Consider the following 26,952-nt stretch of genomic DNA (forward strand, 5'->3'; position numbering starts at 1 on the left):
CGGTCCCTGCGTCGACGACTGGGCGGGACCGTGGTCCTGCTCGTCCTCGCGATGCTCTTCTTCCTGCCCTGGTGGACGCTGTTCGCCTCCGGCGCCGACTGGCCGTTGCCGGTCTTCCTCTCCGGCACGGTCGTCTTCGCCGCTTGGCTGGCCTCCTTCCCCTTCCTCATGGGCGCGGGTCACGGGCGGCGTCGGGCCGACCGGGCGGCCCGCATCGCGGACAGCTCCCTCGGGATGATCTGGGTGCTGTTCACCTGGTCGGTGCTGGGCGGCCTGGCGCACCTCGTGCTGATCGCGTTCGGCCTCGGTGGCGCCGAACCGGCCCGGAGCATTGCCGTGGCCGTCGCCGTGGTCTCCGCCGTGCTGCTGGCATGGGGACACCACGAGGCCATGCGCGTGCCCCGGGTGAAGCGGCTGGACGTGCGCGTCCCGCGGCTCGGCACAGGTCTGGCCGGCACCCGTGTCGTGGTGCTGGCGGACACCCACTTCGGGCCGATCGACCGGGCCGACTGGTCGGCGAGGGTCGCCGAGGCTGTCAACGCGCTCGACCCGGACATCGTGGTCCACGCGGGTGACATCGCGGACGGGACCCCCGCCCAGCGCCACGGGCAGTCCGAGCCGCTCGGGACGATCCGGTCGCGGCTCGCGAAGGTCTATGTCACGGGGAACCACGAGTACTTCGGAGAGGCTCAGGGCTGGCTGGATCGCATGGCGCAACTGGGCTGGGAGCCGCTGCACAACCGCCATGTCGTGGTGGAGCGCGGAGGTGACCTCCTTGTCCTGGCCGGCGTGGACGACGTGACCGCCGAGTCCTCCGGCGTGGCCGGACACCGTGCGAACCTGACGGGCGCGCTGGCGGGGGCGAATCCGGAACGGCCGGTCCTGCTCGTCGCCCACCAGCCCAAGTACGTCGGGCAGGCCGCTGCGGCCGGCATCGATCTGCAGGTCTCCGGGCACACGCACGGCGGCCAGATCTGGCCGTTCAACTTCCTGGTCCGCATCGATCAGCCGGTGGTGCACGGCCTGAGCCGGCACGGCGAGCGCACGCAGCTCTACACCAGCCGGGGCACCGGCTTCTGGGGGCCGCCGTTCCGTGTCTTCGCACCGAGCGAGATCACGCTGCTCACCCTGCGGCCGGGCAGCGAGGGGCCCACCTCAGAGCGCACTGAAGAGACGGCCACGGACACCTCAAACGCCACGGACGCCACAGACACCTCAGACGCCACGAACTCGACGGCGGGCACGGGGGTCGACGACAGGTGACCGCGGGGTGACGCCCGGGCTTTCGGCCGGGCTCGGCCGGCAGGGCCCGGGCTTTCGGTCGGCAGGGCCCTGCCGTCGTCGGGTCCGTCCGACCAACTCCGTAGAACGGATCTCGCCAGAGAAGGGCTCGGACAGCAGAACCGACGGTCCTTGAGGTCAGTCCCGCCGGCTTGCGAAGTGCACGAGGATCCGCCCCTCGTTGCCTTGGGCGATCTCGAAACGCTCGTACAGCTTGCGCATGTGGGGCTGGTTCAGGAAGGCGACGACGCGTCCCCGCAACTTCCCCGACCCCTTGCCCGGAATGATCTCGACCGTGGTCTCACCCGTCGCTTTGGCCTGGAACATCGCCTGGCGGAGAGCGACTTCGATGTCGCGGTTGTTGCGGAAGATCGGATGGAGATCCACCGTGAGCATCGCGCCCCCTCCAGTTGAGTCACGCGCCGCGGATCACCGCACGGCTTCGTTCCGCCCAGCCTACGGCCGGTTTTCCCAGGCCCTTGCAGTTGTCCCAAGTTCCCTGCGGCTCCCTGCTCCGGCGCACGCGCGGGTAGCGCCCAAGTCCGACGAAGCCGCTCACAAAAGTGAGACACAATAACGCGGGCCACGATGCATCGCATGGAAGAGACCGCGGGAGCGACGAGGACGACAGGACCGCGGGCCCGCTACCGGGAGCAGACCCGCGGGGAGATCAAGGAGGTCTCCCTGCGCCAGCTGGCCGCGGGCGGCATTCCGGCGATCGCCCTCACGCGGATCGCCAAGGAGCTCGGACTCTCCGGCCCCGCCCTGTACCGCTACTTCGCCGGCCGGGACGACCTGCTCGGTTCCCTCATCGGCGACGCGTACGAGGCCCTTGCCGCGGCCGTCGCCACTGCGGCGGAGGAGTCAGCGAAGTACACCCCGCGCCATCGCCTGCTGTCCCTGGCAGGTGCCGCGCGGGCGTGGGCCGTGCGGCAGCCCCACCGCTACCTGCTGATCGCCGGATCACCGCTGCCCGGTTACACGGCCCCATCGGACACTCTCCTGCAGGCGCGAGCGGCGCTCGGGCCGTTCCTGCGCGTCTTCGAGTCCACGCGGCCCGGCCCCGCGGTCCTGCCGCTCGTCGAGCAGATGACCGTGTGGGCACGCGAGGACCGGACGGTCGCCGACTGGGTGGCGGAGTACGTCACGGCACCGGACGGCGAGGACCGCGCGGGCCCCGCGCTGGCCGGGTCCGTCATGGCGTGGACCCGTATGCACGGAGTGGTGAGTCTGGACGTCGCGGGACAGTTCAGCGGCATGGGCCACAAGCCGGGCACGCTGCTTGAGGTGGAGATGAACACGCTCGCCGACACCTTCGGGCTCGACTGACCCGAACCGTCGTTCTTCTTCGGGCTCGACCGGCCCATCGTTCCTCAAGGACGCCACGGACCGGCCCATCGTTCCTCAAGGACGGCACGGCGGCAGCTTTCGCCGGCGCCGGCCTGCCCTTCCGCGGATCCGTCCCCTTCGTTTTCGTTCGCGGGCGTCATCGGCAGCGACGTCCCGCGCACGTTGTCTTCACACCGCGCAGAGGGCGGCGCCAGCCGGTGGCTCCTCACGGATGCGCGAAGACCCACCGGCCGCCGGGCGGACGCTACTCGGTGGTCAGGTCGTCGAAGTCGACCTCACCGGTGGTGCCCGGGTTGTGCGAGGTGGCGAAGATGCCGACGTCCTGGGTGGCCGCCGCTGTCGGGACGTCGGCGGTGCCTACGGCGTTCCACGTGGTGCCGTCGGTGGAGTAGTAGCCGCTGAACGTGGTGCCGTTGCGCACCAGTTTCAGCCACGAGGGATACGTCGTCGTGCCGGCCGCGCTCTCTGTGTCGAGGTGGCCGTCACCGTCGCTGTCCGAGTCGAGGAGGTACCCGTGGCCGGGTGTCTCCACCAGGATCGCGAAGCCGGGTGAGCCGTCGGCGTCGGTGATGTCGTTGCGGGCCATGAGACCCGTCTTCGCCCAGACGTCGGTGTCCGACTGGGAGTCGATCTTCACCGTGGTCGTCGAACCGTCGTGTTCGGCTCCCGGCAGGTACAGCGCGCCGTACTCGTTGATGCCGTTGTAGAGGTCGGCTCCCTGCGCGCGGATGCCGAGCCGGGTGCCGAGGCGGCTGAAGTCGGCGCTGGTCGAGGAGAACGTCGTGTACGGCGCCCCCACCGGCCTGTCGACGGTGACCGTGGCGCCGGCCGAGTCCTGTGCACGGACGGCCGGCAGGTATCTGTACGTGGCGGTCGCGTCGACCGAGCCGGAGGTGAACAGATCGGTGGACGCCGGGATCGTGACCAGGTAGGTGCCCGTCGCCGTAGCGCCGGCCCGCACCTCACGCACGGTGGTCGCGGAGGTCGGGACCGCCGTCACACCGGCCGACGGGGTCAGCTTGAGGTCGACGTTCCTGACGGGGCTTGAGCCGTTGTCGGAGAAGGTCGTGGTGACCGTGTACGGCGTGCCGTCGGCGGTCGGCGCGGACGGCGCGGACCAGCTCACGGCCACCGCGGTGTCCGGCCTGGTCGCGGGGGCGGTGTGGTCGAGCGGGTGGACACGGAACAGGGCCACGCCGTGCGACGGGACGTCGGCCGCGATGGTGCCCGTCGACTCGCTGCTTCCCCGGGTCCACAGGTCCCGCAGGGAGTAGTCGGAGGCGGCGGGCAGCCCGAGGGCCGCGGCGGTGGTGGACACGGAGCGGGTCTGGAGGCCCGTGTTGAACAGGCCGACGAGGGCGTCGCCGTTCTTCTCCCTCTTCGCGAACACCTGCGAGGTGGCGTCGTGGGCGAGCCGCTTCGCGTCGATACCGTCCTGGTCGACGGACAGGACGTCGGCGTTCTTCAGCAGGGCGAGGTCGGTCGGGTCGAGATGGGTGAGGTCCGTGCCGAGCATCAGCGGCGACGAAGCCAGTGACCACAGACTCGTCTGCGTCTTGCGTTCGTCGAGGGTCAGGCCGTCGTTCGCGCCGTTGCCGACTTCGAGCGAGTCGTAGTCGTTGAACCCGCCGGGGCCGCCGTACGGGGCCCAGGCCGCGGCCTGGTCGAACCGTGTGGAGACCGACCCCCACGAGGTCAGCGGGAAGCTGCTGTCGTCCTTGCCGCAGTAGCACTCGACGTCGCCGCCCGTGCGCCAGCCGTCCGCGAGGTCCGCCCAGGTCGCGGCGTTGTTGATGTCGAGGCTGTTGGACAGTTCCAGATGGATCGGGCGCCCGGTCCGCTTCAGGGCGCTCGACCAGGCCCGTACGTCCTGGACGTCCGGCGTGCCGACGCCGTCGATCTTGAGGTAGTCGACTCCCCAGCCGGCGAACTGGCCGGCCCACGAGTCCACGAAGGCCTGCGCCCCGGGCTTGGTGTAGTCGATTCCGACCATGCCGCCGCAGTTGTAGTTGCTCTCCGCGGCGGACGTGGCGATGTCGTCGGCGTGGTAGGTCGTGCCCTTGATCGCGGTGTTCCGCGCGACGGCCTGGTGCGAAATGCCGGGCGTCACGTACAGGCCGAACTTCAGCCCCAGGGAGTGCACGTAGTCGGCGACGACCTGGACGCCGTCCTCGCCTCCCTTCGGCGGGAACTTCGTCTCGTCGGTGACCCAGCGGCCGTACTGGTCCACGTCCGGGCCCTGGCTTCCCGGGCAGTGGTACCAGAAGTCGTCGACGTTGACGTAGACGTAGCCCTCCTTGGAGAGGCCGCTGCTCTTCATCGCCCTGGCGGCCGCCTCGATGTTCTGCGCTGTCGGGTTCTTACGGACGGCGCTCCAACTGCTCCAGCCCAACGCGGGTCTCGCGCCGGCGCCGTTGTCCGCGGCGTCGGCCGCCGGTGCGCTGGTCGCGGTCAGACCCGCGACGAGCAGTAGTCCCCCGGTGAACGCGGCCAGCAGGCCACGTACGGATCTCTTCATTGAGACGTCCTCCACGGCCGCGCCACGACGGCGCGGCAGCACACAATCGGGTCTGGTCCAGCGGGTGTTCGTGCCGGTAGGCGATCAGCGGCTCAAAATCGACTGCGAAGTGAACACAATCGAACGCGATCCTTCAGATATCACCAACTGGTCAGATCCATGTCAAGGGTGCCTGTCCGCCCGGCCCGCACCCACGACGTGCGGCAGGACGGGGAAAGCACGCCGGGAGAGACGTCGGAGGCACTCGCCCGCGCGTCCGCTCCGGTCGTCAGCCGAGATGCACGCTCCAGATGTCGCCCTGCCCCGGCCAGTCCCCGCGCTCGTCCTCCGCCGCCACCACGACGACCTTCACGGGGCCGGCCGCGAACCGGTACTCCGTGAAGTCGCCCTGCTCGGACCGGGTGCGAACGGGCACGTCCGGGCGCCGGGCGACGGCATCCGCGAGGTCGCGCCACGGCATGAAGCGGGGGAAGGACACCCCGGTGACCCGGCACCACTCCACAACGATCCCCGGCTGGGCGGGAATCCGGTGAAGCTCCAGGGACGCGCCTCCCAGCGTCCAGGCCGGGCCACCGAAGCAGTCCAGAGCGAGTAGCCCGTAATCCCTGCGAAGCCAGTTCCTGCCCGCTGACTCCTGAGTGAAATCCAGCGGCAGCAGCTCATCGATCTCAGTCAGCGGACAACCGGTACCGAACCCGAGCAGGTGCCCGGTGGACACCCATTGGACGAGAAACTCGACGGCTGTCACGGTTCTGCCCCTCAGCTCGATCGCGGCATGGGCACCCCGCCGCTCGTCCGGACCCGGGCGGCCCCGGGCCCGGCCCGGACGAGCGGCGGGCCCGGTCCAGGACGAGCGGCGGGCCCGGCGGCTCCGAGGCCGACCGCCCCGGTCGCGGACAGTTCCGGGTCCCGACGGCCCCTGCCTCCAGGCAGCCACGGATCCGAACGGCGCTTGCCCCCGGACAGCCACGGACCCGGGCAGTACTCGATATGGCGGCTCAGCGCAGGTGGACCGGCAGTGCGTCGACCCCGTAGACGATCGACACCTTCCGGAACGCCAGGTCCCTGGGCTCGACCGCGAGCCGCATCTCCGGGAAACGGCTGACCAGTTGCGGGAAGGCCGCGCGGAGTTCCATCCTGCCCAGTTCCGCGCCGACGCAGCGGTGGATGCCGTAGCCGAAGGCCAGGTGGGGCGAGGCGGGCGGGCGGCTCGGGTCGAAGGTGTCCATGTCCGGCCCGAGGCGCGGGTCGCGGTCGGCGGCGCTGAGGGAGACGATGACGATGTCGCCCTCGGCTATCTGTACGCCGCCGATCTCGTTGTCCTCGCGGGCGAACCGGGGGAACGCCGTCTGCACCACCGTGAGATGACGCAGGAGTTCGTCGACGAACGGTCCGGCGACCGCCGCCGGGTCGGGCGCGTCGCGCAGGGCCGTGAGGTGCTCGCGGTCCTGCAGCATGATGAGCGTGCCGAGGCCGAGCATGCTCGCGGTGGTCTCCAGCCCGCCGGTGAGGACACCGTCGGCGAGACCGGTGAGTTCCTCGTCGGTGACCTTGTCCCCGTGTTCCCGTACGAGCATGCCGAGCAGACCGTCACCGGGATCGCGGCGCTGCTGTTCGATCACGCCGCGCAGGTAGTTGCGGGACTCCGTGATCGCTCCGAACGACGCGCCGACTCCGCCGAGGACGTCGAACCGCGCGACCGAGAACCGCTGGAAGGCGTCCCGTTCCTCGTAGGGCACGCCCAGGAGTTCACAGATGACCAGCGCCGGGACCGGCATCGCGAAGTGCTCGATGAAGTCGACCGTGCCGTCCGGCCCCGCCGCGTCGGACAGCGCCGCCAGCCGCTCCTCGACGATGGCGTGGATGCGGGGAGCGAGGCGGCCCAGGCGCCGCATCGTGAACTCGGGGGTGAGCAGCCGCCGCAGATGCGTGTGGTCCGGCGGGTCCGTGAAGCCCAGACCGCCCGGCTCGTGGTGCTCGTCGACGCCGCTGCGTCCGATGAGGTGCGCGAAGTCGTTGCTGAACGCGCGGGCGTCGCCGAGGACCTGGCGGGCCTCGTCGTAACTGGAGACGAGCCAGACCGTCATGCCGGGAACGGGGAGCCTGCTGACGGGTTCCCGCTCACGCAGCGCACCGAGTTCGGGGAGCGGGTCGAGGCCTTCGCGGCGCAGGGGCAGGAGGGCGGCGTCAGGGAGCTTCGACAGCGTGGAGAGGTCAAGGCCGGTGCCCTTGCGCCGGAGCCGCGAGAAGTAGCGGCGCGCCAGCCAGGCGGTTACGGCCGTACGGGCCGAGCGCACCGAACGGGCGGGGCGGTCGGGGCCGCTGGGGCCGTCCGCCTCCGCGGGGCTGCTGTCCGGACGGCCGGCGGGCGCGGCGGAACCGGGGGCGCGGGTGGAGCCGCTGGGAGAGGAAGGTGCGGAAGGTGGGGACGAAGGGGAAGCAGGGGAAGGGCCGGCGAAGGCGGAAGCCGCGGAAGCTGTGGAAGCTGTGGCGGTGGCGGCGGCGGGTTGTGGTGCGGACGGGCCGGAAACAGCCACGGTGGCGGCAGCGGTACTGGCACCGGCCCCGGCCGAACTAGCGGGCGCGGTCGGCGCCGAGGGCGCCGAAGGAGAGCCGCCGTGCCCGGCCTTCTTGATACGGAGGGAACGCGTGGGGCGGAGAGAACGTATCGGAGGTATCGGCATGTATGCCTACTCGCATCTGTGAGGTGGATCGAACGACGTCGTTGCCGCGGGCCGGCGCGAGGGCCGACCGGAGGGACGGCCGCGGGCCTCTGCGTTGCTCGCGCCGTCCACCGGGCCACGGGCTCCGGCGTCCACCTGTTCCACGAGGACGGGTGTGCGCCACGCTCACTGTCCCCCCAGTTCGGCTCGCAGGTTCCCGCGTCACGGAGAGGCCCGTCGGGGTCCGCGGCCGGCACGTCGAGGCCACGGGGCTGCGCCGCGCCCCCGCGCGCACCACCACGGTCTCCGCTCCCGCCGCGTCCCGATGCCCCCCACGGTCCGCTTCCGGTCCGGTCAGCCTACGGATCCCCGGAGTTGTCCGGTATCCCGGGTCTTCGTACGGTTCACGCCGACCGGTCCGCACGCGGCGATGGGGCGCCGGAACGCTCTGCGCGCACGCCCGCCGGCCCGGACACCGAAGCGCCCTCCCGCCGCACCTCCCGGCCCGTCCGCGGCCCGCCACCCGGACGCCTCCGCCGACACCCGCCGAACCGCAACGACCCGCGCGCCTCGATCGGGGACCACGCCCGTCGGTCGGCGGCCCGCCCGTCGATCAGGCACCACACGCCTCGATCAGCGGGCCCGCGCGCATCGGTCCGCTGGACCTACGCGCGTCCACCGGCCGGGCCTGCACGCTCGATCGGTGAGGTCCGCACACCAGCATCCGGGGACCTACGCGCGTCACCCCGCGCCCTGCGTGCGCGGTCCCCGGCCGGTGCACCGCGTGGGTGCGGCAGCCGGTCGAAAGCGGCGCTGTTCCTTCTCTTGACAGTGGTACGAGCCGGGTCGATTCTCCTGAGAGCGCTCTCAGCTCCCCCTGTTCCGGTTACCGCGCCCCACGGGTTCGGTAACCGTGCACCCCCATGAGGTGAAGGAGTAAGGATGTCGTTCAGACCCAAGCGCCGGCAGAGACGTCTGGCCGGTGGGCTGTTAGCGGTCGTCGCGGCCGCGGCCGTCGCGTTCGCCGGCTCACCCGCCGCATCGGCACAGCCGACGGGCACCACCCACCCCGCTCAGTCCGCCCGCAATACGTCCCCGGCGCAGAAGACCGCATCCCCGGCCACCGCGCAGAAGACCGCCGCGTCCCGGGCAGCCGCCCCGAAGGCGGCCGCCGCCCCGGCCGCCGTGCCCGCGGCCCCCACCGGGTTCACCACCACCTGGAGCGACGACTTCAACGGGCCCGCCAACACCGGCCTGGACACCGGGAACTGGCGGTACGACGCCGGCGAGGGCTGGACCTTCGGCACCGGTGAGATCGAGACGATGACCAACAGCACGTCCAACGTCTACCAGGACGGCAACGGCCATCTGGTGCTCAAGGCCCTGCACTCCGGTACCGATCCCAACGCCGGCTGGACGTCCGGTCGCGTCGAGACGCAGGCCGACGGGTTCGGCGCACAGCCCGGCGGGGTCGTACGGATGCAGGCGTCGATCCAGCAGCCCAACGTGACCACGGCCAACGGCGCCGGCTACTGGCCCGCGTTCTGGATGCTCGGTTCACCGCTGCGGGTCGGCGTGCCCTGGCCGGGCTCCGGCGAGGTCGACATCCTGGAGGACGTCAACGGCCGCAGCTCCGTCTTCGGCACCCTGCACTGCGGGGTCAGCCCCGGCGGCCCCTGCAACGAGAGCAGTGGTGTGGGCAGCGGCGAACACGCCTGCGCCGGCTGCCAGACCGGCTACCACACCTACGCGGTGGAGGTCGACCGCTCGACCTCACCCGAGCAGATCCGCTGGTACCTGGACGGCGCCAACTACTTCACCCTGCGATCCGACCAGGTCGACGCCACCGCCTGGGCGAACGCCGTCGACCACTCGTACTACATCATCTTCGACCTGGCCATGGGCGGCGGTTTCCCCGGCGCCTTCGGCGGCGGGCCGAACGCGAACACCGTCTCCGGCGGCCAGATGAACATCGACTACGTCGCCGTCTACAACAAGGCCCCCGCCGGCAACGCGGGGCTCGGTGCCAACATCGCCCAGGGCAAGCCGACCACCGCGTCCTCCACGGAGAGTGCCGACTTCCCCGCCTCCAATGCCACCGATGGCAACATCACCTCCCGCTGGTCGAGCGGGTTCTCCGACCCGCAGTGGCTCCAGGTCGACCTCGGGCAGTCGTACAACCTCTCCCATGCGACCCTGACCTGGGAAGCCGCCTCCGCGTCGGCGTACCAGTTGCAGACGTCCGACGACGGGACCAACTGGAGAACGATCTACAGCAACAGCAACAGTCCTGCGGACCTCCAGGACACCGCCCTCTCCGGCTCCGGCAGATACGTACGCGTCTACGCCACCTCCAGAGCCTCCCAATGGGGCGATTCGCTCTACGAACTGGCGCTCTACGGCAGTCCGTCCAGCGGCGGCGGCACGGGTGACCCCGGCGGCGGCACCCTCCTGTCGCAGGGGAAGCCCGCCACCGCCTCCTCTTCCGAGAACTCGAGCTTCGTCGCCGCCAATGCCGTGGACGGCAACACCAACACCCGTTGGTCCAGCGGCTTCTCCGACCCGCAGTGGCTCCAGGTCGACCTCGGCGCGACGCACACGCTCAGCAAGGTCGCACTGAACTGGGAGGCCGCGTACGCCACCGGCTACCAGATCCAGACGTCCACCAACGGCACGTCGTGGACCACCGTCTACTCCACGACGACCAGCACCGGTGGTGTACAGACGGTCCCGGTCACCGGCTCCGGCCGCTATGTACGCGTGAACTGCACCGGCCGTGCCACCCAGTACGGCGACTCTCTCTGGGAGTTCCAGGTCTACGGTTCCTGAGCGGTCGGACGACGCGACCTTCGCGGGCGCCCGTCGGACAGCCGATCCCACGACGGTCCGACGGGCGTCTCGCTCCGTTCCCCGCTCCCCGCCCACCACGAAGGGGAAGCAGGTGGGCAGAGGCCGGGGACGCGGGACAACGGAGTACCCGGGCAGACCCCCGTCCGGTCCGGGCCCCGTTCTCCGACAGGGGCGGCCGGCTCAGCTCCCCTGACGTGAGTCCTCGATGCGTTCCTACGTGAGGCCCTCCGACGTCCCGCCGTGCCCCGGCGAACGGCCGTGTCCCGCGGGCCCGGCGGACCGCAGGGACCGCACACCCAGCACCGTCAGGGTCACCGTCGTCGCGACGACCGCCGCCAGCAGGATCACGTTGCCCAGGGTCATCGCCCCGGGGGCCGCGAGCCGGAGCAGCAGGGACAGCATGGCGGCGCGCAGGCACAGCATCAGCACGCCGACTGCCGCCAGCGCCAGTAGCGGGGCTGGGTCGCCGCGTTCGCGACGGGTCGCCACCAGGTAGGCGCTCGCTCCGAGGACGTACACCGCGCCCGTCGCCCACTGGGGGTCGGCGCCCGTGGGCCAGGCGACCGTCGCGGCGCCTATCGCGACACAGGTCGCCATGAGCGCGAGGCCCGACGGGATACCGGGGAGGCGCGCCGGGGGTGCGTCACTGTGAAATCCGGCGTACACCCCTGCGACCGTCAGCCAGGCGAACACCGCCCCGGACACCGTCAGCAGCGCCAGGTCGGCGGCGTCGTCCGTGCCGCTCACGAGCGCCAGCGTGTCGGGAAGCGACGCGAGAACAACCAATCGCCGCGCCGCCCGGCGTTGGTCGCGGGCGAGTGCCCCGTATGCCGCCGTCCACAGCAACGGCAGCGTCCACAATGCGACTTCGCGCGTGCCGGAGACCCAACCGTGGCCGGTGAAGCCGGTGACGAACAGGGCCTGGCCGGTGGCCGAGCTCTGCGCCCAGACGAGCGTCAGCACCCGTTCCGTCAGCGCCTGGGCCGCCAGGAGCAGCACCCCGCAGACGGCGAACATCCGCACCGCCCGGCCGAGCGCCGCGTACCCGGCCGGCGATCCGGCCGCGCCGAGCCGCGTACGGACCGCGAGCGCCGCGACGCTGGCCACCTCGCCTGCGGCCGGGCGCAGTTCGTCCAGGTCGGCGTCGTCGAACCCGTACAGATAGGTCTCGACCATCTCCTCTTCTCGCGCCTCGCGGTAAGAGGAGGGAAGCAACCGCAGGACGCGCCGATAGCGTCTCTCCAGCAGCGTCATCGTGGCGGTCGCGGCCGAGCCAGCCGTCGTGGCGGCCGTGGTGGTCTCGTCCCCCGCCGCGTTCGGATCCGCGGTCGAGCTTGTGTTCCTGCTGGTCCTTGGCCTGGTCATCCCGTGTCCCCCGTCGCACTCCAGGTCATGCCGTGCCTCCTGCCGGGCGTACCGCCCCGGGGCGGCCGCCCGCGGCCATCCGCTCCGTCGCGGCCCGCGCGCCGGCGGCCATCCGCGCCGCCTCCTCGGTGAGCGCGGCGGCCCCCTCGTCCGTGAGCCGGTAGTAGCGGCGGAGCCTGCCCTGCTGCACCTCCTCGCGGTCGAGCACTATCAGCCCGTCCCCCGACAGCCGGTCGAGCACCCCGTACAGCGTGCCGACCCGCAACCGCACGCTTCCCTCCGAGAGTTCGTCGACCTCCTGGAGGATGCCGTACCCATGGCGCGGCTCGTCGGCCAGTGCGGTGAGCACGAAGAAGGCCGCCTGCGTCATGCCACGGGTCGTCGTCATGGAGTCCACTATATCTTGTCTCCCGATATATATCGCGGACCCGAGTCGAAAAGTTTTCAGGACGTCAAGCTTTGTTCTGAAGTCACCTCCGCGAGTGACCGCACCGTTGACATGAATAGGACCAGGTCTTAGCGTCCGCGAATGCTGAATACGGTGTGGCAGCAAGCGCGCGGTCTGACCAAGGACCAGCGCAACGCGTTCATCGCCGCCTATCTGGGCTGGACGATGGACGCCTTCGACTACTTCCTCGTCGTCCTCGTGTACAGCGAGATCGCCGACGAGTTCCACGTCTCGCTCACCGACATGGCGTTCCTGACCACCGTCACGCTGATCATGCGGCCGGTCGGCGCGTTCGTCTTCGGCCTGTGGGCCGACAAGCGCGGCAGACGTACCCCTCTCATGGTCGATGTGCTGTTCTACTCCGTCGTCGGTTTCGCCTGCGCCTTCGCGCCCAACTACGCGGTGCTGCTGGTGCTGCGCCTGCTCTACGGCATCGGCATGGGCGGCGAGTGGGGTCTCGGCGCGGCGCTCGCGCTGGAGAAGATCCCGGCGGAGAAGCGCGGCTTCTGGTCCGGCATGCTCCAGGGCGGCTACTCCTTCGGCTACCTGCTGGCGGCCCTCGCCTTCCTCTTCATCGAGCCGGTCTTCGGCTGGCGCGGCCTGTTCGCGTTCAGCCTGGTCCCGGCGCTGGTCGCGCTGTTCGTGCGGAGCAGGGTCGGCGAGAGCGAGACCTGGAAGGCGACCGCCAAGGCGAACAGCACGCCCGCCCGGAAGATCTTCCGCAACCCGGTCGTGCTGAAGCGGTTCGGCTATCTCGTCCTGCTGATGACCGCGTTCAACCTCATGTCGCACGGCACGCAGGACGTGTACCCGACCTTCATCAAGAAGGGCCTCGGGATGACGCCGACGACCGCCATCTGGATCGCCGTGGTCTACAACGTCGGCGCCATGCTCGGCGGCCCGCTGCTCGGCGCGTACTCCGAGCGGTTCGGACGGCGGCGGATGATCGTGATCGCGGGCATCGCGGCGCTGCCGATCGTCCCGTTCTTCGCCATGTCCCGCACGGCGGGCCTGCTGGCGCTGAGTTCGTTCCTCATGCAGGTGTGCGTGCAGGGCGCGTGGGGGGTCATCCCCGCACATCTCAACGAGCTCAGTCCGGACGCGATCCGCGGCTTCTACCCCGGCGTGACCTACCAGTTGGGCAACTGCATCGCGGCGCTCAACCTGCCGCTCCAGGAGTCGATCGCCGGCCACTACAGCTACCAGACCGCGCTGATGGTGACGGTCGCGCCGACGCTGGTGCTGATGATCGTGCTGACGGCGTTCGGCAAGGAGGCACGAGGGCGGCGCTTCGGGTCCGAGGATCCGCCGGGCGTGGCGTCGTCGGCGCCGGCCGCTCCCCCGGCGGCGGCGGGGGGCGCGCCCGCCGCGTCGACCTGACGGTTCGTACGCCCGACGGGGCCGGGGGGAAGGGGTGTTGCGCACCTCTTCCCCCCGGCCCTTTCCGATGCCACCATGATCGAGCCACATGGACGGACGGCGTTCATGCACGTGAATTTCTGAACGCCGCCGCACCCGAACAGCGCCCGTACACGGGACGACGTCAATCGATCGCTGGCCGCGAACCAGCGCCGTGACCAACGGAGGTGGGCCGCAACCTCATGCACTACATCCAGAACCTCCCCCTGGAGTCCGTCGGCTGGTCCGCCCTGATCGCGGCCATCCCGCTCCTCACCGTCCTCGTCCTCCTCGGTGTCTTCCGCTGGAAGGCGCAGTGGGCCGGACTCGCCGCGCTCGGGGTCTCCCTCGTGGTCGCGCTCTTCGCGTACGGCATGCCGGTCGGCATGACCTTCGACGCGGCCGGATATGGCGCCGCCAACAGCGTCCTGACCGTCCTGTGGATCACCTTCAACGCGATCTGGATCTACAACCTGACCGTGGAGACCGGGCACTTCGCCGTGTTGCGCCGGGCCTTCACCGCCATCAGTGACGACAAACGCATCCAGGCCATCGTCATCGCGTTCTCCTTCGGCGCCCTCATGGAGGCGCTGGCCGGCGGCGGTTCGCCGATCGCCATCTGCTCGGTGATGCTCATAGCCGCCGGATTCCCGCCCCTCAAGGCCGCCGTCATCGCGCTCCTCGCGGATACCGCGCCCGTCGCGTTCGGCGGGATGGGCAACCCGATCACCATCCTCGGTACGGTCACCCATCTGAACCCGGACGACTTCGGCGCCATGACCGGCCGCCAGGCACCGATCCTCGCCTTCTTCGTCCCTTTCCTGCTCGTCGCCATCGCGGACGGGCCGCGCGCGATCAAACAGGTCTGGCCGGCCGCGCTGACCGCGGGTGCCACCTTCTGCGGTACGCAGTTCGCGTTGGCGAACTACTGGGACTACAAGCTCTGCGACATCTTCGCCGCCATCGTCTCCGCGGGCGCGGTCGTGGCCCTGAACCGCGTGTGGCAGCCGTCGGACACCGGCCTCCCCCCTCGCGCTCCGGGCACGCCCCCGGTGATGGCGGGCGGCGCGGCGGACCACGACGCGGTCGCCGAACGGCGCGCGGGGCGGCCCGAGGGCGGCGACTCGCGGCGGGACGTGGTCACCGCGTTCGCCCCGTACCTGATCGTCGTGGTGCTGTTCTCGCTCGCGCAGGTCGGCCCGGTCAAGACCTGGCTCGCCAGGGGCACCGCCAGTTTCCAGTGGCCGGGTCTCGACCACATCACCACCAGCGGCGGGTCCCCTGTCGCGACGGTCTTCACCGTGCCGTGGGCCTCGACGGCCGGCACCCTGCTGTTCGTCTCCGGCATCCTCACCACACTGGTGCTGCGACTGGCCCCGCTCAAGGCCCTGCGGGTGTACGGCGCCACGATCCGCCAGTTCGGCTGGGCGATCTTCACGGTGCTGTGTGTCTTCGCCCTGTCGTACGTGATGAACCTGTCCGGCCAGATCACCACCCTCGGTATCTGGCTCGCGCAGACGGGAGCGGTCTTCGCGTTCCTGTCCCCGCTGGTCGGGTGGTTCGGGGTCGCCGTGACGGGGACCGACGCCGGCTCCGACGCGCTGTTCGGCGGGCTGCAGCTCACCGCCGCGCATCAACTCCACGCGTCACCCATCCTGTTCGGCGCGGCCAACACCACGGGCGGGGTCCTCGCCAAGATGATCTCGCCGCAGAACCTGGCGATCGGTACGGCGGCGGTCGGCGCGGTGGGCGCCGAGGGCACGCTGTTCCGCCGGGTGTTCGGGTGGAGCATCGCGATGCTCGTACTGCTCTGCCTGATCGTCTACCTGCAGTCGACCAGTGTCCTCGGCTGGATGGTGGTGGGCGGCTGACGGGCGAGGAGTGAGGGCCGCCGACCGGGCGGGCCGGGTCGACGGGGTGCGCGCGTCAGCGCCTTGCGGCAGGCGCTACGGGCCCCGCCGAGGCCGCGGGCCCAGCCTCGTTGTGCGGTCAGCGGTCGACGGGCAGCGGTCGGCGGTCGGCGGTCGGCGGTCGGCGGTCGGCCCAGCCGCTCCGCGCCGTTCACGCCCCTGACCGGCGCGTCCACCGCCTGACCTGCTCTTCCTTATGTTCCACGTGAAACATCCCGGCCGGGTCCCACCACCGGCGCCAGCAGTTCCAGGGCCTCCTCCCACCGGAAGGCCTCCCCGCCGCCCTCGGGCGTCGGGGCGTCGGGCGCGTACGACCCGAGGAGCACCCCCATGGACCGCAGTCGGTCCAGACTCTCGCGATAGGCGGGATGAGCGGCCTGCGCACGGTTGAGACAGGGCAGCGCGGCGATCGGAATGCCCATCCCGTACGCCTCGCAGAGAATGCCGACGGCGAGCGTGTCGGACATGCCCGCCGCCCACTTGTTGATGGTGTTGAACGTGGCGGGCGCCACCGCGATCGCGTCGGGTGGCGGCAGCGGTCGCGGCTCTCCCGGTCTGCGCCACGCGGACCTGATCGGGTATCCCGTCTGCGCCTCGATCGCCGCCTGGTCGATGAACCCCAGCCCCTGCGGCGTCGCCACCGCACCGACGTCCCAACCGCCCTCCTGCGCGGCCGAGATGAGCCGGCCCACCGAGCCGGCGACCCCGGCCGCACAGACGACGACGTAGAGGAACGGCTTGGCCTCCGGGCCACCGACCGGAGCGGGTCGCGTCTCCATGAACAGCTCGCTTCCGCCTCGCAGCCGGTAGGACAGGGCCAGCCTACGAGGGGCAGCACGGAGGTACGAGAGAGCCGCCGGTCCGGTCCTGTCCGGCCCAGGTCGTATCGCGCCCTGGGGGACGTCGCGCCTGCGGCGTCCCGATGATCACGTCGGTCCCCCGTCCAGCACCCGGAAGAGACGGGGCAGGACGGCACCGGAGAAACGGGGACCACTCCACGTTCACCGGAACCGGAACACAACCGCCGCCGTGGTGGTTTTAGCCTTCATGGCTACTTTGGGACTCATCGGCAGTGGATACATCGGCGGAACACTCGCGCGTCTCGCCGTGGACGGCGGGCTCGACGTCGTGCTCAGCAACTCGCGGGGCCCGGAGACCCTCGCGGACCTCGTGGCGGAGCTCGGCCCCCGCGCCAGGGCGGCGACCGCGGCCGAGGCCGCCGCTGCGGGCGACTGGGTCGTCGTGACCATCCCGTTCAAGGCGTACACGGCGCTCCCGCGTGAGCCGCTCGCGGGCAAGACCGTGATCGACACGAACAACTACTACCCGCAGCGTGACGGGCAGTTCGAGGCCCTGGACAACGGCTCCACGACCAGCAGCGAACTGCTTCAGCAGTACCTCGGCGAGTCGGCGCACGTCGTGAAGGCGTTCAACAACATCTTCTTCAAGCACCTCGCCGTGCTGGCCAGGCCCGCGGGCGCAGCGGACAGGACCGCTCTCCCGATCGCCGGTGACGACGCGGAAGCCAAGCGCCACGCGACGGAGCTGCTGAGCCTCCTCGGCTACGACACGGTGGACGCGGGCGTGCTGGCCGAGGGCCGGCTGTTCGAGCCGGGCACCCCGGCGTACGGAGCGCCGTACGCCCACAACCCGGAGGCATCCTTCGCCGACCAGGAGGCGGGCCCCGCGCCGGCCGCCGAGGTTCGCGCGTTCCTGGCGAAGGCGCAGGGCTGACGGTCCCGGCCGTCCGGTCCGGGCATCCGCGCGCGGTCAGACCCGGACCGGGCTGACCCAGCGCGGACGCCCGGCGAGGGCGCCGACGTGGGGCCTGCCCGGTACGGCGTCCGCTGTTCCGGGCATCGGCCTCGCGCCCAGGAAGCGCCCTCTGCCGGGCCGACTCGATCAGTCCTGGGCGTCCTCGCCCGGCGACTCCTGTGCCGGGCGCAGGCCCGCGGTCCACTTCTCCTCGATGCGGCCGAACTTCCAGACCGCCATGGCGACCAGCCAGGTCACGAAGAACAGTCCCACGATGACGAACCCGACGATGTTCAGGTCGAGCCCGCCGACCCAGTCCCAGAACGCGCCGTGCAGCCGCAGCTTGTCGGCGAGCAGCCCCAGCAGTTCGACCGTGCCGATGAGCACCGCGACCGCCACGGACAGGCCGGTGATGGTGAGGTTGTAGTAGACCTTGCGGACGGGCTTCGAGAAGGCCCAGCCGTACGCGAAGTTCATGAACGAGCCGTCGATCGTGTCGAGCAGGGACATACCCGCCGCGAACAGGACGGGCAGGCACAGGATCGCGTACCAGGGCAGCCCGGAGGCGGCGCCCGAGCCGGCGAGCACCAGCAGGGCGATCTCGGTGGCGGTGTCGAAGCCGAGCCCGAACAGCAGGCCGAGCGGATACATCTGCCAGGGCTTGGAGATGGACTTCATCAGGCGGCCCAGCAGACGGTTCATCAGCCCGCGCTTGTTGAGCTGCTCCTCCAGCGCGTCCTCGTCGAAGATCCCGGAGCGCATCTCGCGAAACACCTTCCAGATGCCCACGAGCAGGACGATGTTGATCGTCGCGATCAGGTAGAGGAAGGCGCCGGAGACGCTGGTGCCGATGATGCTGGTCGTGTTGTGGAGGCTTGAGTTGTCGTCCTGCACCGGCCCGGCGATCGCCTTCAGGCCCAGCGCCAGCAGGAAGGTGAGCCCGAAGACGATGCTGGAGTGCCCGAGCGAGAACCAGAAACCGACGGACAGCGGTCGCTTGCCCTCGCCCATCAGCTTCCGCGTGGTGTTGTCGATGGCCGCGATGTGGTCGGCATCGAAGGCGTGCCGCATGCCGAGGGTGTACGCGGTGACGCCGATGCCGATACCGAACGACTTGGTACCGACGCTGTAGTGCTCCGGCGCGACGATCGCGATGAGCGTGAACCAGCCGATGACGTGGAGCGCCACGATGAACGCCGCCATTCCGCCGAGGCGGGACCACTCCTTGCGGCTCATGGAGGCGCGCATGCGGCGCGTACGGGAGCCGCCCACGGTCGCGGTGGGGGCGGAATCCGAGCTGGTGTACACGGTGGCGGACCTCATCTTTCGGGCACGGGAAGCCAACTGCCTCGGCCACTTTGATGCTGATCTCCCGTAGTTGCAAGCCGTTCGCAACGAAAAGGTCCTACCAACGCACATTAAACCCGGCGGGCGGCCCTGTGTCCAAACCCACAGAGCCGCCCAAGAACCGCCCGCACCTGCGGTTATGCCACGCCGACGACGCCTGTTCCGGAGGCCGCCGAGGGCAGCCCGAAGGGTCCGCACGGGGGGCCCACGGCGCCCGCGGCCATCCGGGAACCCGCCCCGGCGTCCGCACCGGCCGCCCCGCCGCCGGCGCCCTCGGCGCGACCGAGGTCCGAACCGGCGGCTGCGCCCGTGCGCGGCGACGGCAGGCAGATCCGCGCCGCCGCCGTCCCGGGTCCCGTGAGGGTGGGCGGCAGCCAGCGCGGTTCCCGCCGGTCCTGCAGGAGGTCCGCCTCCGTGTAGCGGTGGCAGCCCTCGTGCCAGACGAGGATCCCGGAGAGCCAGTTCGCCAGTTCCTTCACGTAACCGTCGAGGGCCGCACGCTCCGCGGCGTCCAGGTCGAAGTCGTCGCACAGCACCGGCAGCTCGTGCGCCACGAGGTGCTGGAACTGGCGCATCCTGCCGTGCATCAGGTCCACCACGATGCGCAGCCCGGTCGGGTAGTCGCAGTCGAAGAAGTTCTGCACGACGAGGATTCCGTTGTGCACCTCGCCCTCGAACTGGATCTCCTTCTGGTACGAGAACACGTCGTTGAGCAGGCACGCGTAGTCCTGCGCCGCGTTCTGCAGGGCCTGCACAGTGCCGCTGTCCAGCACCTCACGGGGGATCGTGTCGCCGAGGCCGATCCTGCACAGGCTCATCGTCATGTCGGAGCCGAATGTCCTGCGCCGCATCTCGATGTAGTCGACCGGGTCGGGGATACGGTTCTGCGCCTGGTTGGCCAGCTCCCAGACCCAGCTGTCGATCATGTCGTCCACGGACTTGCGGAAGGTCCGGCGCCCGCTGTCGGGCAGGGGACCGGCCGTACGGGTCCACAGGTCGGCGAGGCCCCGCTCCAGCGCGTTCGCCGGGGGCGGGACAGGCGCCATGTCCAGCGGCATGAACAGCCGCAGCCGCTCGTTGCACGCCTTCGCGCCGGCAAGGTCGCGCGTCGTTCCGTGCACGACGGGGTAGTAGTCGTCGCCGTACGTGCCCCAGGTCAGCCAGTCCGACGTCAGGTCGAGGCCCTCCGCCGTCGCGTCCGGGTGGATGCCGGCCGAGCACAGCGGCAGGTCGATGCGGCGCAGCCGCCCTTCGTCCCAGACACCCGAGTTGGGCACGCCGGGCTGTGCGTCCAGGATGCCCATCCGGTGCGCCCACTCGACGACGTGCTCGCGCGAGGCGTCGAGGTGGGGACTGAGACTCGCCTCGAACGGCATCCCGAGGTCGGGCACGATCGAGGGACCCACCTCCTGGAACGGCACATGGCAGTGGCCGCGCAACCGCGCGTCGCCGCCCGCCGTGAGCGTCTTCAGGAACTCGGAGGCCGCCGTGCCGAGGCCGGCGGGGGTCATCGCGAAGCGCGAGCCGTACAGGCCCGCGAGGCCGCCACCGGGCAACGGCGGGACAGCGTCCTTCGGGCCTCCGCCGTTCATGTAGCGGCTGGAGCGCATGTGCCACTCGTGGCCGCCGGACTGCCAGTCCTGGAGGCCCTTGATGTACGCGAGAGTGTCGGCGACGCCCTTGGGCGGGGTGCCCTTCTCCGCGAAGAGCGGGCCCAGTTCGGTGAGCGCCGTGTTGTCGAACTGATGGAGCCGCGACGTCAGCAGGTCGTTGACCGCGTCGGCCGCCTCCTGCGTCGTACAGCCGAGGAACGTCTCCAGGACCAGCACGCCATTGCTGAGTTCACCCTCCTCCTCGACCTCGCGCTGGTAGGAGAAGAGGTCGTTGCGCAGGTGGACACCGTCCGAGAACGTGTCACGCAGCACGTGCAGCGCACGGGTCTCGGCCAGTTCGGCCGGCACCTCGGCGCCCACCGCGTACTCCACGATCCCGGCGGACCAGGGCGCGCCGCCGACCTTGCGGCGCATCTCGATGTACTCGACCGGGTTCGAGACCCGCTCGGCGTCGATGTTGGACAGCTCCCAGAGGGACTCGTTGAGCAGGTTCTCGGTGCTCTCGCGGAACCGGCGCCGCCAGTCCAGGGACATGCTGGGGACCGTGCGGGCCCAGAGATCGGCGAGGCCCGCCTCCACCGGGTTGACCGGCTCGGGGAACCCGTCGGCCAGGTCCATCGGCATGAACGCGGGCAGCCGTTCCAGGTACGCCTTGCCGCCCTCGCGGTCACGGTCGCGCTTGAACGCCTCCAGGAAGTGGTCGTCGAAGAAGAAGACCCACACGTACCAGTCGGTCACCAGGGACAGCTCCGGGCCGTCGCAGTCGGGGTGCGTGTAGGAGCAGAGCAGCCCGTAGTCATGGGCTTCCAGGTCCTTTGCCTCCCAGATGCCGGAGCCCTCCAGCATCCCCATCTCCCGGGCCCAGTGGCGGGTGTGCTCTCTCGCCTCCTCCAGGTGCGGATTGAGCCGGGCCGGATACGGCATGTAGAAATCCGGCAGTTCAAAAGGCTGTGTCACTGGCGCGCGGCCTTTCCGACGATTCGGAGGGGAGATCTGCTGCGCCGGAATGGGCCGATCAGGGGCGTGGGCATCGCGCGCCCGGAAACCGCGAGAAGCCGCCCCCCTGCCGTGCCACCCGGTCGGCTCAGCATTACCCCTACCGAGTGTCCGCCACCCGTGCCACGGAGTAGTCATACAAACACATCGAACCTGTGGATTATTTTCTGCGGGCCGCGCCGAGCCGGGTGACGATATCGGCATGAGCGACACCAGCCACACCCTCCGCATCGCGCAGAATCCCGGGGCCGACGAGCTGCTCGGACGCAGTCCGCTCGCCGCGCTGGTCGGCATGCTGCTCGACCAGCAGATCCCCATGGAATGGGCCTTCACGGGCCCCTACACGCTGGCCGAGCGCATGGGCGCGGACGATCTGGACGCACGGCGGATCGCCGCGTACGACCCGGAGGCATTCGTCGCGCTGTTCATGGAGAAACCCGCCATGCACCGGTATCCCGCCTCCATGGCGGGGCGGGTGCAGCAGCTGTGCCAGTACCTGGTCGAGATGTACGACGGGGACGTGGTCGCCGTGTGGGAGGGGGCGTCCTCCGGCCAGGACGCGCTCCGCCGGCTGAACGACCTGCCCGGGTTCGGAAAGCAGAAGGCCCAGATCTTCCTCGCTCTCCTCGGGAAGCGGCTCGGAGTACGGCCGGAGGGGTGGCGGGAGGCCGCCGGCCACTACGGGGACGAGGGGGCGTACCGGTCGGCCGCCGACATCACGGGACCCGAGTCGCTCTCGAAGGTGCGCGACTTCAAGCAGGAGGCGAAGCGGGCCGCGAAGGCCGCCCCGCCGAAGAAGGAAGCGCCATGACAGGCTGCGCGTCCCTCGCCGCCCCGCCGAACGCGCGGGGCGGCGAGGCACCACGACGACCCCTGCTGCCATGAGGAGTACGACGGCCTGTCAGCTCTCGGTCCCGCCGGCTTCGCGCGCCCATGGGCGGAATCGCGGACGCGGTCGGCACGCAGGGACACGAGCTACGGGCCCTCTAAGGAGTTGGCTCCCGGGGGCCACGCCCCGCTCAGCGCCTGCGGGCCGTGCCGAGGACGGAGCGGGTGATCTCAGGGCCGACCGGCGTGCCCACCGACCGCGCCAGGGTGGTGAAGACACCGCTGCCTGCCCCATGCCCCGCCACGGACGGCTCGGGGACCTCCGGCTCCCGGCGCTGCTCTCGGGCCCCCGGGGCGGTCCGGTCCACGCGCAGCGCCTCCTCGGCGTGCTCCGCCTCACGCACCGCCCGTTCCGCGTTCTCCTCGGCTGCCCGCTGCTCCGCCGTCGGCTTCTCGCACGGGGGCTCCCGGCCGACGGCCCCGGCGTGCCCCCCGTGGAGTGGCGAGGCGGCGGTCGCCGCGCAGGGCTCCGTGGGTCCCGTGTGGAAAGCGGGATCATGCAGCCGGGTCACGGCGACGGGCAGCGGGACGCCGTTCCCGCCGAGCGCGGTGACGACCGCCTCACCCGTACCGAGCCCGGTCAGCACCTCCTCCAGGTCGTACGCCGACGTGGGGAAGGCGTGCACGGTCGCCTTCAGCGCCTCCGTGTCCTCGGGACCGAGGGCGTGCTGCACCCGGTTGCCGAGCTGCGCGAGCACGTCAGGGGGCACGTCCTGCGGCGTCCGCGTCACGAAGAACACGCTCACGCCCTTGGAACCCAGGAGCCGCAGGGTCCGGTTGACCGATTCCAGGAAGGCCGCGGACGCGCCCCTGAACAGCGCGTGCGCCTCGTCGAAGAAGAAGACCAGCTTCGGGCGCTCCACGTCACCCGCATCCGGCAGGTCGTGGAAGAGGCCGGCGAGCAGCCACATCAGGAAGGCAGGGACAAGCTGTGGGCGCTCCGGCACCGCCGCGCACCGCAGGACACGGACGTGCCCCCTGCCGTCCCGGACCCGCGGCAGCTCGGTCGTGTCGAACTCGGGCGCGCCGAAGAAGTTCCCCCCGCCCTGCTGTTCCAGGACCGCGAGGGAGCGCAGGATCGCCCCCGCCGTGGCGGTCGAGATCCCGCCGAGGCTCTGGAGCTCCGTCCGGCCGCTGTCGGAGACGAGGAAGGCCACGACCGCCCGCAGGTCCCCGAGGTCGAGGAGTTCAAGGCCCTTGCCGTCGGCGTAGTGGAGAACCAGTCCGAGGGCCCGCTCCTGGGTCCTGTCGAGTCCGAGGACCGTCGAGAGCAGGACGGGACCGAAGCTCGTGACCGTGGCCCGCACCGGCATCCCGGGGCCGACGCCGCCCGGCGTGAGGAAGGCGGCGGGAGCGCCCGCGGGCGCCCGGGTCCGGCCCACCTCCGCGGCCCGCCGGGCGCTCTCGCCGGCCGGATCATCCGGTCCCGCGGGCCCGGACGCCCCGCTCGCCATGTCCGCGAGGAACACCGGCACGGCCTGAGCCGACAACTGTCGCACCATCAGCCGACGCGTGGTCTCCCTGCCCGTCGCGGCCCCACCCGCGATGAGCCCGTGGCGGTTCAGCGTCGCCAGCGGCATCCGGACCGGCGCGCCGGTCCGGGGGACCCCGTCCCACAGCAGCGTCCCGATCTCGAGGGCGGGGCCGGTGAAACCGTACGCGGCGGCGATCGAGGCACCCGGAGTGCCCGAAAGGTCACCGGAGGGCGCGGTTCCGCTCATTTTCTCTCCCTTTTGGACGCGAAACGCCACCTTTGCACCCCGGCGGGCAGGCTGCGCCCGGACCCGCTCGCCCGGTAGGCTTTCCGTGTGATCTTCAAGCGCATCGGAAACGGGAAGCCGTACCCCGCTCACGGCCGGGAATCCGTCCGGCAGTGGGCGGATGTCGCGCCGCGCCCGGTCCGCCTCGACCAGCTCGTGACCACCAAGGGCCAGCTGGATCTGGAGACGCTGCTCGCCGAGGACTCCACCTTCTACGGCGACCTGTTCGCCCACGTCGTGAAGTGGCAGGGCGACCTCTACCTGGAGGACGGACTGCACCGGGCGGTGCGCGCCGCGCTCCAGCAGCGCCAGGTCCTGCACGCGCGGGTGCTGGAGCTCGAAACGGGGTGACGGCGGGTCAGGCGAACGACCCCCGGGGCGCCCACTGGTCCTTTCGGGGGCAATCGGCGCTCCACCCTTGCGATCCGCTGATCGTTTAGTAGGAATCAATCATGGCGCGCACTACGCTGCGCACATGAGCATGCTCACCCCCCCTGGGCTCGGCGGTAAGTACCGCATCACGGGCGACAAGTTCCCCCGCATGCGCCGTCCCCGCCGCCGCGGCCGAGCCGCTTTCGCCGTCGTCGTGGCCGTGGTGGTCCTCGGGCTCGTCGGGTGGGGGACCCAGCAGCTCATCCACGTCTTCTCGGGTGACGCGGACAAGGCGGTCGCCGCGAAGAAGCCGGACTGCAAGCCGGCCACGACCCCGGTGAAGACCCTGCCGAAGCCGGGCCAGATCACGGTCAACGTCTACAACGCGACGACCCGCAGCGGGCTCGCCCAGCAGACCGCGAACGAGCTGAAGAAACGGGGCTTCCTCATCGGCAAGGTCGGCAACGCGTCGGCGGCGTACGACAAGAAGGTACCCGGCGCTGCCGTCCTGGTGGGCGGGCCCGGCTCGGCGAGCGGGACGTTCAGCGTGCTCGGCACGCAGCTGAAGGGCGCCGCGCCGAAGACCGACACCAGGACCGGCAAGGACGTCGACCTCGTCATCGGCACGGCCTTCAAGGCCCTGACGGTGCAGAAGGTCGCGGACACCCAGCTGGCGTCCCTCGCGCAGCCGGCCCCCCGGCCGGGGTGCGCGACGAGCAGTCAGCGGCCCGCCACGAAGGCCGGTGCGAAGGCGGAGACGGGCCCGGCCTCGCACAGCTGAGGCTCCGCACCACGCCGGGACCGCGCCGGTGACCGCCCCGGTGCTACGCAGACGTGCCGCCGCGTCGGCATGAGCGCCCGGGAGCCGGGCCGCGCAGACTGGCGCAGGCGGCCGAGCCAGCGCGGGACCGCCGCAGCAACCGGGACCACTGCAGTCACCGCAGTCACCGCAGTCACCGAGTCACTGCGATAACCGGAGCCGCCGGGGCAACGCAGGCAACGCAGGCAACGCAGGCAACGCAGGCAACGCAGGCAACGCAGGCAACGGGAAACGTCACCGGCAGCCGCATCCGCCCCCGCTGACCGGGCGGGCCCGACCTCAGGCGGACGTACCGTACAGGCGGTCGCCCGCGTCGCCGAGGCCCGGCACGATGTAGCCGTTCTCGTCGAGCCGTTCGTCCACAGCGGCGGCCACGACCGTCACCGGTGCGCCCGCGAGTTCGCGCTCCAAAGTCGCGACGCCCTCGGGCGCGGCCAGCAGCACGACGGCGGTGACGTCGTCGGCGCCGCGGCCGATCAGCTCACGGATCGCGGCGACGAGCGTGCCACCGGTCGCGAGCATCGGGTCGACGACGTACACCTGCCGGCCCGAGAGGTCGGCGGGCAGCCGGTTCGCGTAGGTCGACGCCTGCAGCGTCTCCTCGTCGCGGACCATCCCGATGAAGCCCACCTCGGCGCTCGGCAGGAGCCTGACCATGCCGTCGAGCATGCCGATGCCGGCCCGCAGGATCGGCACGACGAGGGGCCGCGGGTACGACAGCTTCACGCCGGTCGTCGCCGTGACGGGCGTCTCGATGTCGACCTGCTCGGTGCGCACGTCGCGTGTCGCCTCGTACGCGAGCAGGGTGACCAGCTCGTCGGCGAGGCGACGGAAGGTGGCCGAGTCGGTGCGCCGGTCGCGCAGGGTGGTCAGTTTGTGCGCGACCAGCGGGTGGTCGACGACGTGAATCCGCATGTCGAAGAGGGTAACCGGAGGCCAAGGCACTACGCGCCGCAGCGGCCGTCGCATCAACGCCGCCGGGGCCGGGAAGGCGGTCAGGAGCGAAGGCACGATTCCTGCCGCACAGGGACACGCATGGGGTGGCGCGTATGTCGGAGGAACGGGACGACCGCGGGAACGGCAACCAGGGACATAACGGCCCGGGAGGGCACGACGGCCGGGGACACGACGACCCGATGGGACACGAGGACCAGCGGCACGACGACCCGGCGGGACACGAGGACCAGCGGCACGACGACCCGGCGGGACACGACAACCCACACGAGGACCGGGGGCGCGACGGCCCGGTGGGAGACGAGAACCCACATGACGATCGAGGTCACGACGACCCGATGGCAGACGACAACCCACACGACGACCCGGGTCACGACCCGAATGCCGATGGCGAACGGACTTTCGACCGCAAGCGGGGCGCCCCCGGGACCCCTCAGCCGGATTCCGGCCAGGACCGGGAGGCGGCGGACGCGGAGCGCCGCCGCAGGCGCGCCCGGTTCCTGAGTGAACTCGCCGAGGCGAAGGCGCTGCGCGAACGCGTCAGGCCGCACCACGCCCGTGCGGAACGGCTGCGCGGACAGCTCCGGATGCGCTCATTCCGCTGGTAGCCCTTGGCAACCGGCGGCCAGGATCGGCCATTCCGGGTCAGCCCCCGACGGGTGGC

Annotated in this window: 21 protein-coding genes; 10 read left to right on the forward strand and 11 right to left on the reverse strand. The window is 70.9% G+C overall.

Annotation, left to right across the window (positions count from 1 at the left end; translation table 11 throughout):
• Positions 1 to 30: 30 nt before the first annotated feature.
• Positions 31 to 1,263, forward strand: coding sequence for a metallophosphoesterase (locus tag OG310_RS16745; RefSeq protein ID WP_329456682.1), 1,233 nt, complete (start codon positions 31 to 33; stop codon positions 1,261 to 1,263).
• Positions 1,264 to 1,419: 156 nt separating this feature from the next.
• On the opposite strand, the gene OG310_RS16750 is transcribed toward OG310_RS16745, so the two are convergent.
• On the reverse strand, positions 1,420 to 1,677 hold the full coding sequence (locus tag OG310_RS16750) for a Smr/MutS family protein (RefSeq protein WP_329456683.1): 258 nt from the start codon (positions 1,675 to 1,677) through the stop codon (positions 1,420 to 1,422).
• 201 nt (positions 1,678 to 1,878) lie between these two features.
• Between OG310_RS16750 and OG310_RS16755 the strand changes: the two genes are divergently transcribed.
• Positions 1,879 to 2,610 carry a TetR/AcrR family transcriptional regulator gene (locus OG310_RS16755; RefSeq protein ID WP_329456684.1) on the forward strand — a complete coding sequence of 244 codons (732 nt, stop codon included), beginning with the start codon at positions 1,879 to 1,881 and terminating at the stop codon, positions 2,608 to 2,610.
• A gap of 265 nt (positions 2,611 to 2,875) precedes the next feature.
• Here the strand turns inward: OG310_RS16755 and OG310_RS16760 are convergent, their stop codons facing one another.
• The 3 genes from OG310_RS16760 to OG310_RS16770 form a co-directional block, all read right to left on the reverse strand.
• Positions 2,876 to 5,149 (reverse strand): NEW3 domain-containing protein, encoded by a 2,274-nt coding sequence (locus tag OG310_RS16760; RefSeq protein ID WP_329456685.1) that lies wholly within the window; start codon positions 5,147 to 5,149, stop codon positions 2,876 to 2,878.
• A gap of 268 nt (positions 5,150 to 5,417) precedes the next feature.
• Positions 5,418 to 5,897, reverse strand: coding sequence for a hypothetical protein (locus tag OG310_RS16765; RefSeq protein ID WP_329456686.1), 480 nt, complete (start codon positions 5,895 to 5,897; stop codon positions 5,418 to 5,420).
• 250 nt (positions 5,898 to 6,147) lie between these two features.
• Positions 6,148 to 7,446, reverse strand: a complete 1,299-nt coding sequence (locus OG310_RS16770; RefSeq protein WP_329456687.1) for a cytochrome P450 — start codon at positions 7,444 to 7,446, stop codon at positions 6,148 to 6,150.
• Between the two features lie 1,308 nt (positions 7,447 to 8,754).
• Between OG310_RS16770 and OG310_RS16775 the strand changes: the two genes are divergently transcribed.
• Positions 8,755 to 10,641, forward strand: coding sequence for a galactose-binding domain-containing protein (locus OG310_RS16775; RefSeq protein WP_329456688.1), 1,887 nt, complete (start codon positions 8,755 to 8,757; stop codon positions 10,639 to 10,641).
• A 234-nt stretch (positions 10,642 to 10,875) separates the two neighbouring features.
• On the opposite strand, the gene OG310_RS16780 is transcribed toward OG310_RS16775, so the two are convergent.
• Entirely contained in the window at positions 10,876 to 12,027 is a 1,152-nt protein-coding gene (locus OG310_RS16780; RefSeq protein ID WP_329456689.1) for a hypothetical protein, read from the reverse strand.
• A gap of 25 nt (positions 12,028 to 12,052) precedes the next feature.
• Positions 12,053 to 12,397: a PadR family transcriptional regulator gene (locus OG310_RS16785; protein ID WP_329460213.1), complete on the reverse strand. Its 345-nt coding sequence runs from the start codon at positions 12,395 to 12,397 to the stop codon at positions 12,053 to 12,055.
• A 159-nt stretch (positions 12,398 to 12,556) separates the two neighbouring features.
• On the opposite strand from OG310_RS16785, the gene OG310_RS16790 reads away from it, so the two are divergent.
• Positions 12,557 to 13,855, forward strand: coding sequence for an MFS transporter (locus OG310_RS16790; protein ID WP_329456690.1), 1,299 nt, complete (start codon positions 12,557 to 12,559; stop codon positions 13,853 to 13,855).
• Between the two features lie 221 nt (positions 13,856 to 14,076).
• On the forward strand, positions 14,077 to 15,744 hold the full coding sequence (locus OG310_RS16795) for an L-lactate permease (RefSeq protein ID WP_329456691.1): 1,668 nt from the start codon (positions 14,077 to 14,079) through the stop codon (positions 15,742 to 15,744).
• A 233-nt stretch (positions 15,745 to 15,977) separates the two neighbouring features.
• Here the strand turns inward: OG310_RS16795 and OG310_RS16800 are convergent, their stop codons facing one another.
• The gene (locus OG310_RS16800; RefSeq protein ID WP_329456692.1) at positions 15,978 to 16,562 is read right to left on the reverse strand and encodes a flavoprotein; all 585 of its coding nucleotides are present in this window, start codon (positions 16,560 to 16,562) and stop codon (positions 15,978 to 15,980) included.
• Between the two features lie 268 nt (positions 16,563 to 16,830).
• Between OG310_RS16800 and OG310_RS16805 the strand changes: the two genes are divergently transcribed.
• Positions 16,831 to 17,517: an NADPH-dependent F420 reductase gene (locus OG310_RS16805; RefSeq protein ID WP_329456693.1), complete on the forward strand. Its 687-nt coding sequence runs from the start codon at positions 16,831 to 16,833 to the stop codon at positions 17,515 to 17,517.
• A gap of 168 nt (positions 17,518 to 17,685) precedes the next feature.
• On the opposite strand, the gene OG310_RS16810 is transcribed toward OG310_RS16805, so the two are convergent.
• Both OG310_RS16810 and OG310_RS16815 read right to left on the reverse strand, forming a co-directional pair.
• The gene (locus OG310_RS16810; protein ID WP_443078858.1) at positions 17,686 to 18,774 is read right to left on the reverse strand and encodes a HoxN/HupN/NixA family nickel/cobalt transporter; all 1,089 of its coding nucleotides are present in this window, start codon (positions 18,772 to 18,774) and stop codon (positions 17,686 to 17,688) included.
• Positions 18,775 to 19,022: 248 nt separating this feature from the next.
• Positions 19,023 to 21,455: a terpene synthase family protein gene (locus tag OG310_RS16815; protein ID WP_329456694.1), complete on the reverse strand. Its 2,433-nt coding sequence runs from the start codon at positions 21,453 to 21,455 to the stop codon at positions 19,023 to 19,025.
• Between the two features lie 241 nt (positions 21,456 to 21,696).
• Here OG310_RS16815 and OG310_RS16820 point away from each other — a divergent pair, with 241 nt between their 5' ends.
• A complete protein-coding gene (locus OG310_RS16820) occupies positions 21,697 to 22,305 on the forward strand; it encodes an HhH-GPD-type base excision DNA repair protein (RefSeq protein WP_329456695.1) in 609 nt (202 codons plus the stop codon).
• A gap of 208 nt (positions 22,306 to 22,513) precedes the next feature.
• On the opposite strand, the gene OG310_RS16825 is transcribed toward OG310_RS16820, so the two are convergent.
• The gene (locus OG310_RS16825) at positions 22,514 to 24,103 is read right to left on the reverse strand and encodes a helicase HerA-like domain-containing protein (RefSeq protein ID WP_329456696.1); all 1,590 of its coding nucleotides are present in this window, start codon (positions 24,101 to 24,103) and stop codon (positions 22,514 to 22,516) included.
• A gap of 87 nt (positions 24,104 to 24,190) precedes the next feature.
• Here OG310_RS16825 and OG310_RS16830 point away from each other — a divergent pair, with 87 nt between their 5' ends.
• Both OG310_RS16830 and OG310_RS16835 read left to right on the forward strand, forming a co-directional pair.
• The gene (locus OG310_RS16830) at positions 24,191 to 24,493 is read left to right on the forward strand and encodes a type II toxin-antitoxin system VapB family antitoxin (protein WP_329456697.1); all 303 of its coding nucleotides are present in this window, start codon (positions 24,191 to 24,193) and stop codon (positions 24,491 to 24,493) included.
• 124 nt (positions 24,494 to 24,617) lie between these two features.
• Positions 24,618 to 25,295, forward strand: a complete 678-nt coding sequence (locus OG310_RS16835; protein WP_329456698.1) for a LytR C-terminal domain-containing protein — start codon at positions 24,618 to 24,620, stop codon at positions 25,293 to 25,295.
• Positions 25,296 to 25,613: 318 nt separating this feature from the next.
• Here the strand turns inward: OG310_RS16835 and upp are convergent, their stop codons facing one another.
• A complete protein-coding gene (upp, locus tag OG310_RS16840; RefSeq protein ID WP_329456699.1) occupies positions 25,614 to 26,249 on the reverse strand; it encodes a uracil phosphoribosyltransferase in 636 nt (211 codons plus the stop codon).
• Positions 26,250 to 26,626: 377 nt separating this feature from the next.
• Between upp and OG310_RS38565 the strand changes: the two genes are divergently transcribed.
• A complete protein-coding gene (locus OG310_RS38565; protein ID WP_443078859.1) occupies positions 26,627 to 26,896 on the forward strand; it encodes a hypothetical protein in 270 nt (89 codons plus the stop codon).
• The last annotated feature ends 56 nt before the right edge of the window (positions 26,897 to 26,952 follow it).

The organism is Streptomyces sp. NBC_01497, from assembly GCF_036250695.1.
Lineage (GTDB): Bacteria > Actinomycetota > Actinomycetes > Streptomycetales > Streptomycetaceae > Streptomyces.

What these genes read in the sequence shown, in the direction of transcription:
- OG310_RS16800 (WP_329456692.1), bottom strand. Translation starts at nt 16,562, where the DNA reads ATGGAGACGCGACCCGCTCCGGTCGGTGGCCCGGAGGCCAAGCCGTTC.
- OG310_RS16825 (WP_329456696.1), bottom strand. Translation starts at nt 24,103, where the DNA reads ATGAGCGGAACCGCGCCCTCCGGTGACCTTTCGGGCACTCCGGGTGCC.
- OG310_RS16835 (WP_329456698.1), top strand. Translation starts at nt 24,618, where the DNA reads ATGAGCATGCTCACCCCCCCTGGGCTCGGCGGTAAGTACCGCATCACG.
- OG310_RS16795 (WP_329456691.1), top strand. Translation starts at nt 14,077, where the DNA reads ATGCACTACATCCAGAACCTCCCCCTGGAGTCCGTCGGCTGGTCCGCC.
- OG310_RS16755 (WP_329456684.1), top strand. Translation starts at nt 1,879, where the DNA reads ATGGAAGAGACCGCGGGAGCGACGAGGACGACAGGACCGCGGGCCCGC.
- OG310_RS16805 (WP_329456693.1), top strand. Translation starts at nt 16,831, where the DNA reads ATGGCTACTTTGGGACTCATCGGCAGTGGATACATCGGCGGAACACTC.
- upp (WP_329456699.1), bottom strand. Translation starts at nt 26,249, where the DNA reads ATGCGGATTCACGTCGTCGACCACCCGCTGGTCGCGCACAAACTGACC.
- OG310_RS16750 (WP_329456683.1), bottom strand. Translation starts at nt 1,677, where the DNA reads ATGCTCACGGTGGATCTCCATCCGATCTTCCGCAACAACCGCGACATC.
- OG310_RS16820 (WP_329456695.1), top strand. Translation starts at nt 21,697, where the DNA reads ATGAGCGACACCAGCCACACCCTCCGCATCGCGCAGAATCCCGGGGCC.
- OG310_RS16785 (WP_329460213.1), bottom strand. Translation starts at nt 12,397, where the DNA reads ATGACGCAGGCGGCCTTCTTCGTGCTCACCGCACTGGCCGACGAGCCG.
- OG310_RS16790 (WP_329456690.1), top strand. Translation starts at nt 12,557, where the DNA reads ATGCTGAATACGGTGTGGCAGCAAGCGCGCGGTCTGACCAAGGACCAG.
- OG310_RS16760 (WP_329456685.1), bottom strand. Translation starts at nt 5,149, where the DNA reads ATGAAGAGATCCGTACGTGGCCTGCTGGCCGCGTTCACCGGGGGACTA.
- OG310_RS16810 (WP_443078858.1), bottom strand. Translation starts at nt 18,774, where the DNA reads ATGAGCCGCAAGGAGTGGTCCCGCCTCGGCGGAATGGCGGCGTTCATC.
- OG310_RS16780 (WP_329456689.1), bottom strand. Translation starts at nt 12,027, where the DNA reads ATGACCAGGCCAAGGACCAGCAGGAACACAAGCTCGACCGCGGATCCG.
- OG310_RS38565 (WP_443078859.1), top strand. Translation starts at nt 26,627, where the DNA reads ATGGCAGACGACAACCCACACGACGACCCGGGTCACGACCCGAATGCC.
- OG310_RS16775 (WP_329456688.1), top strand. Translation starts at nt 8,755, where the DNA reads ATGTCGTTCAGACCCAAGCGCCGGCAGAGACGTCTGGCCGGTGGGCTG.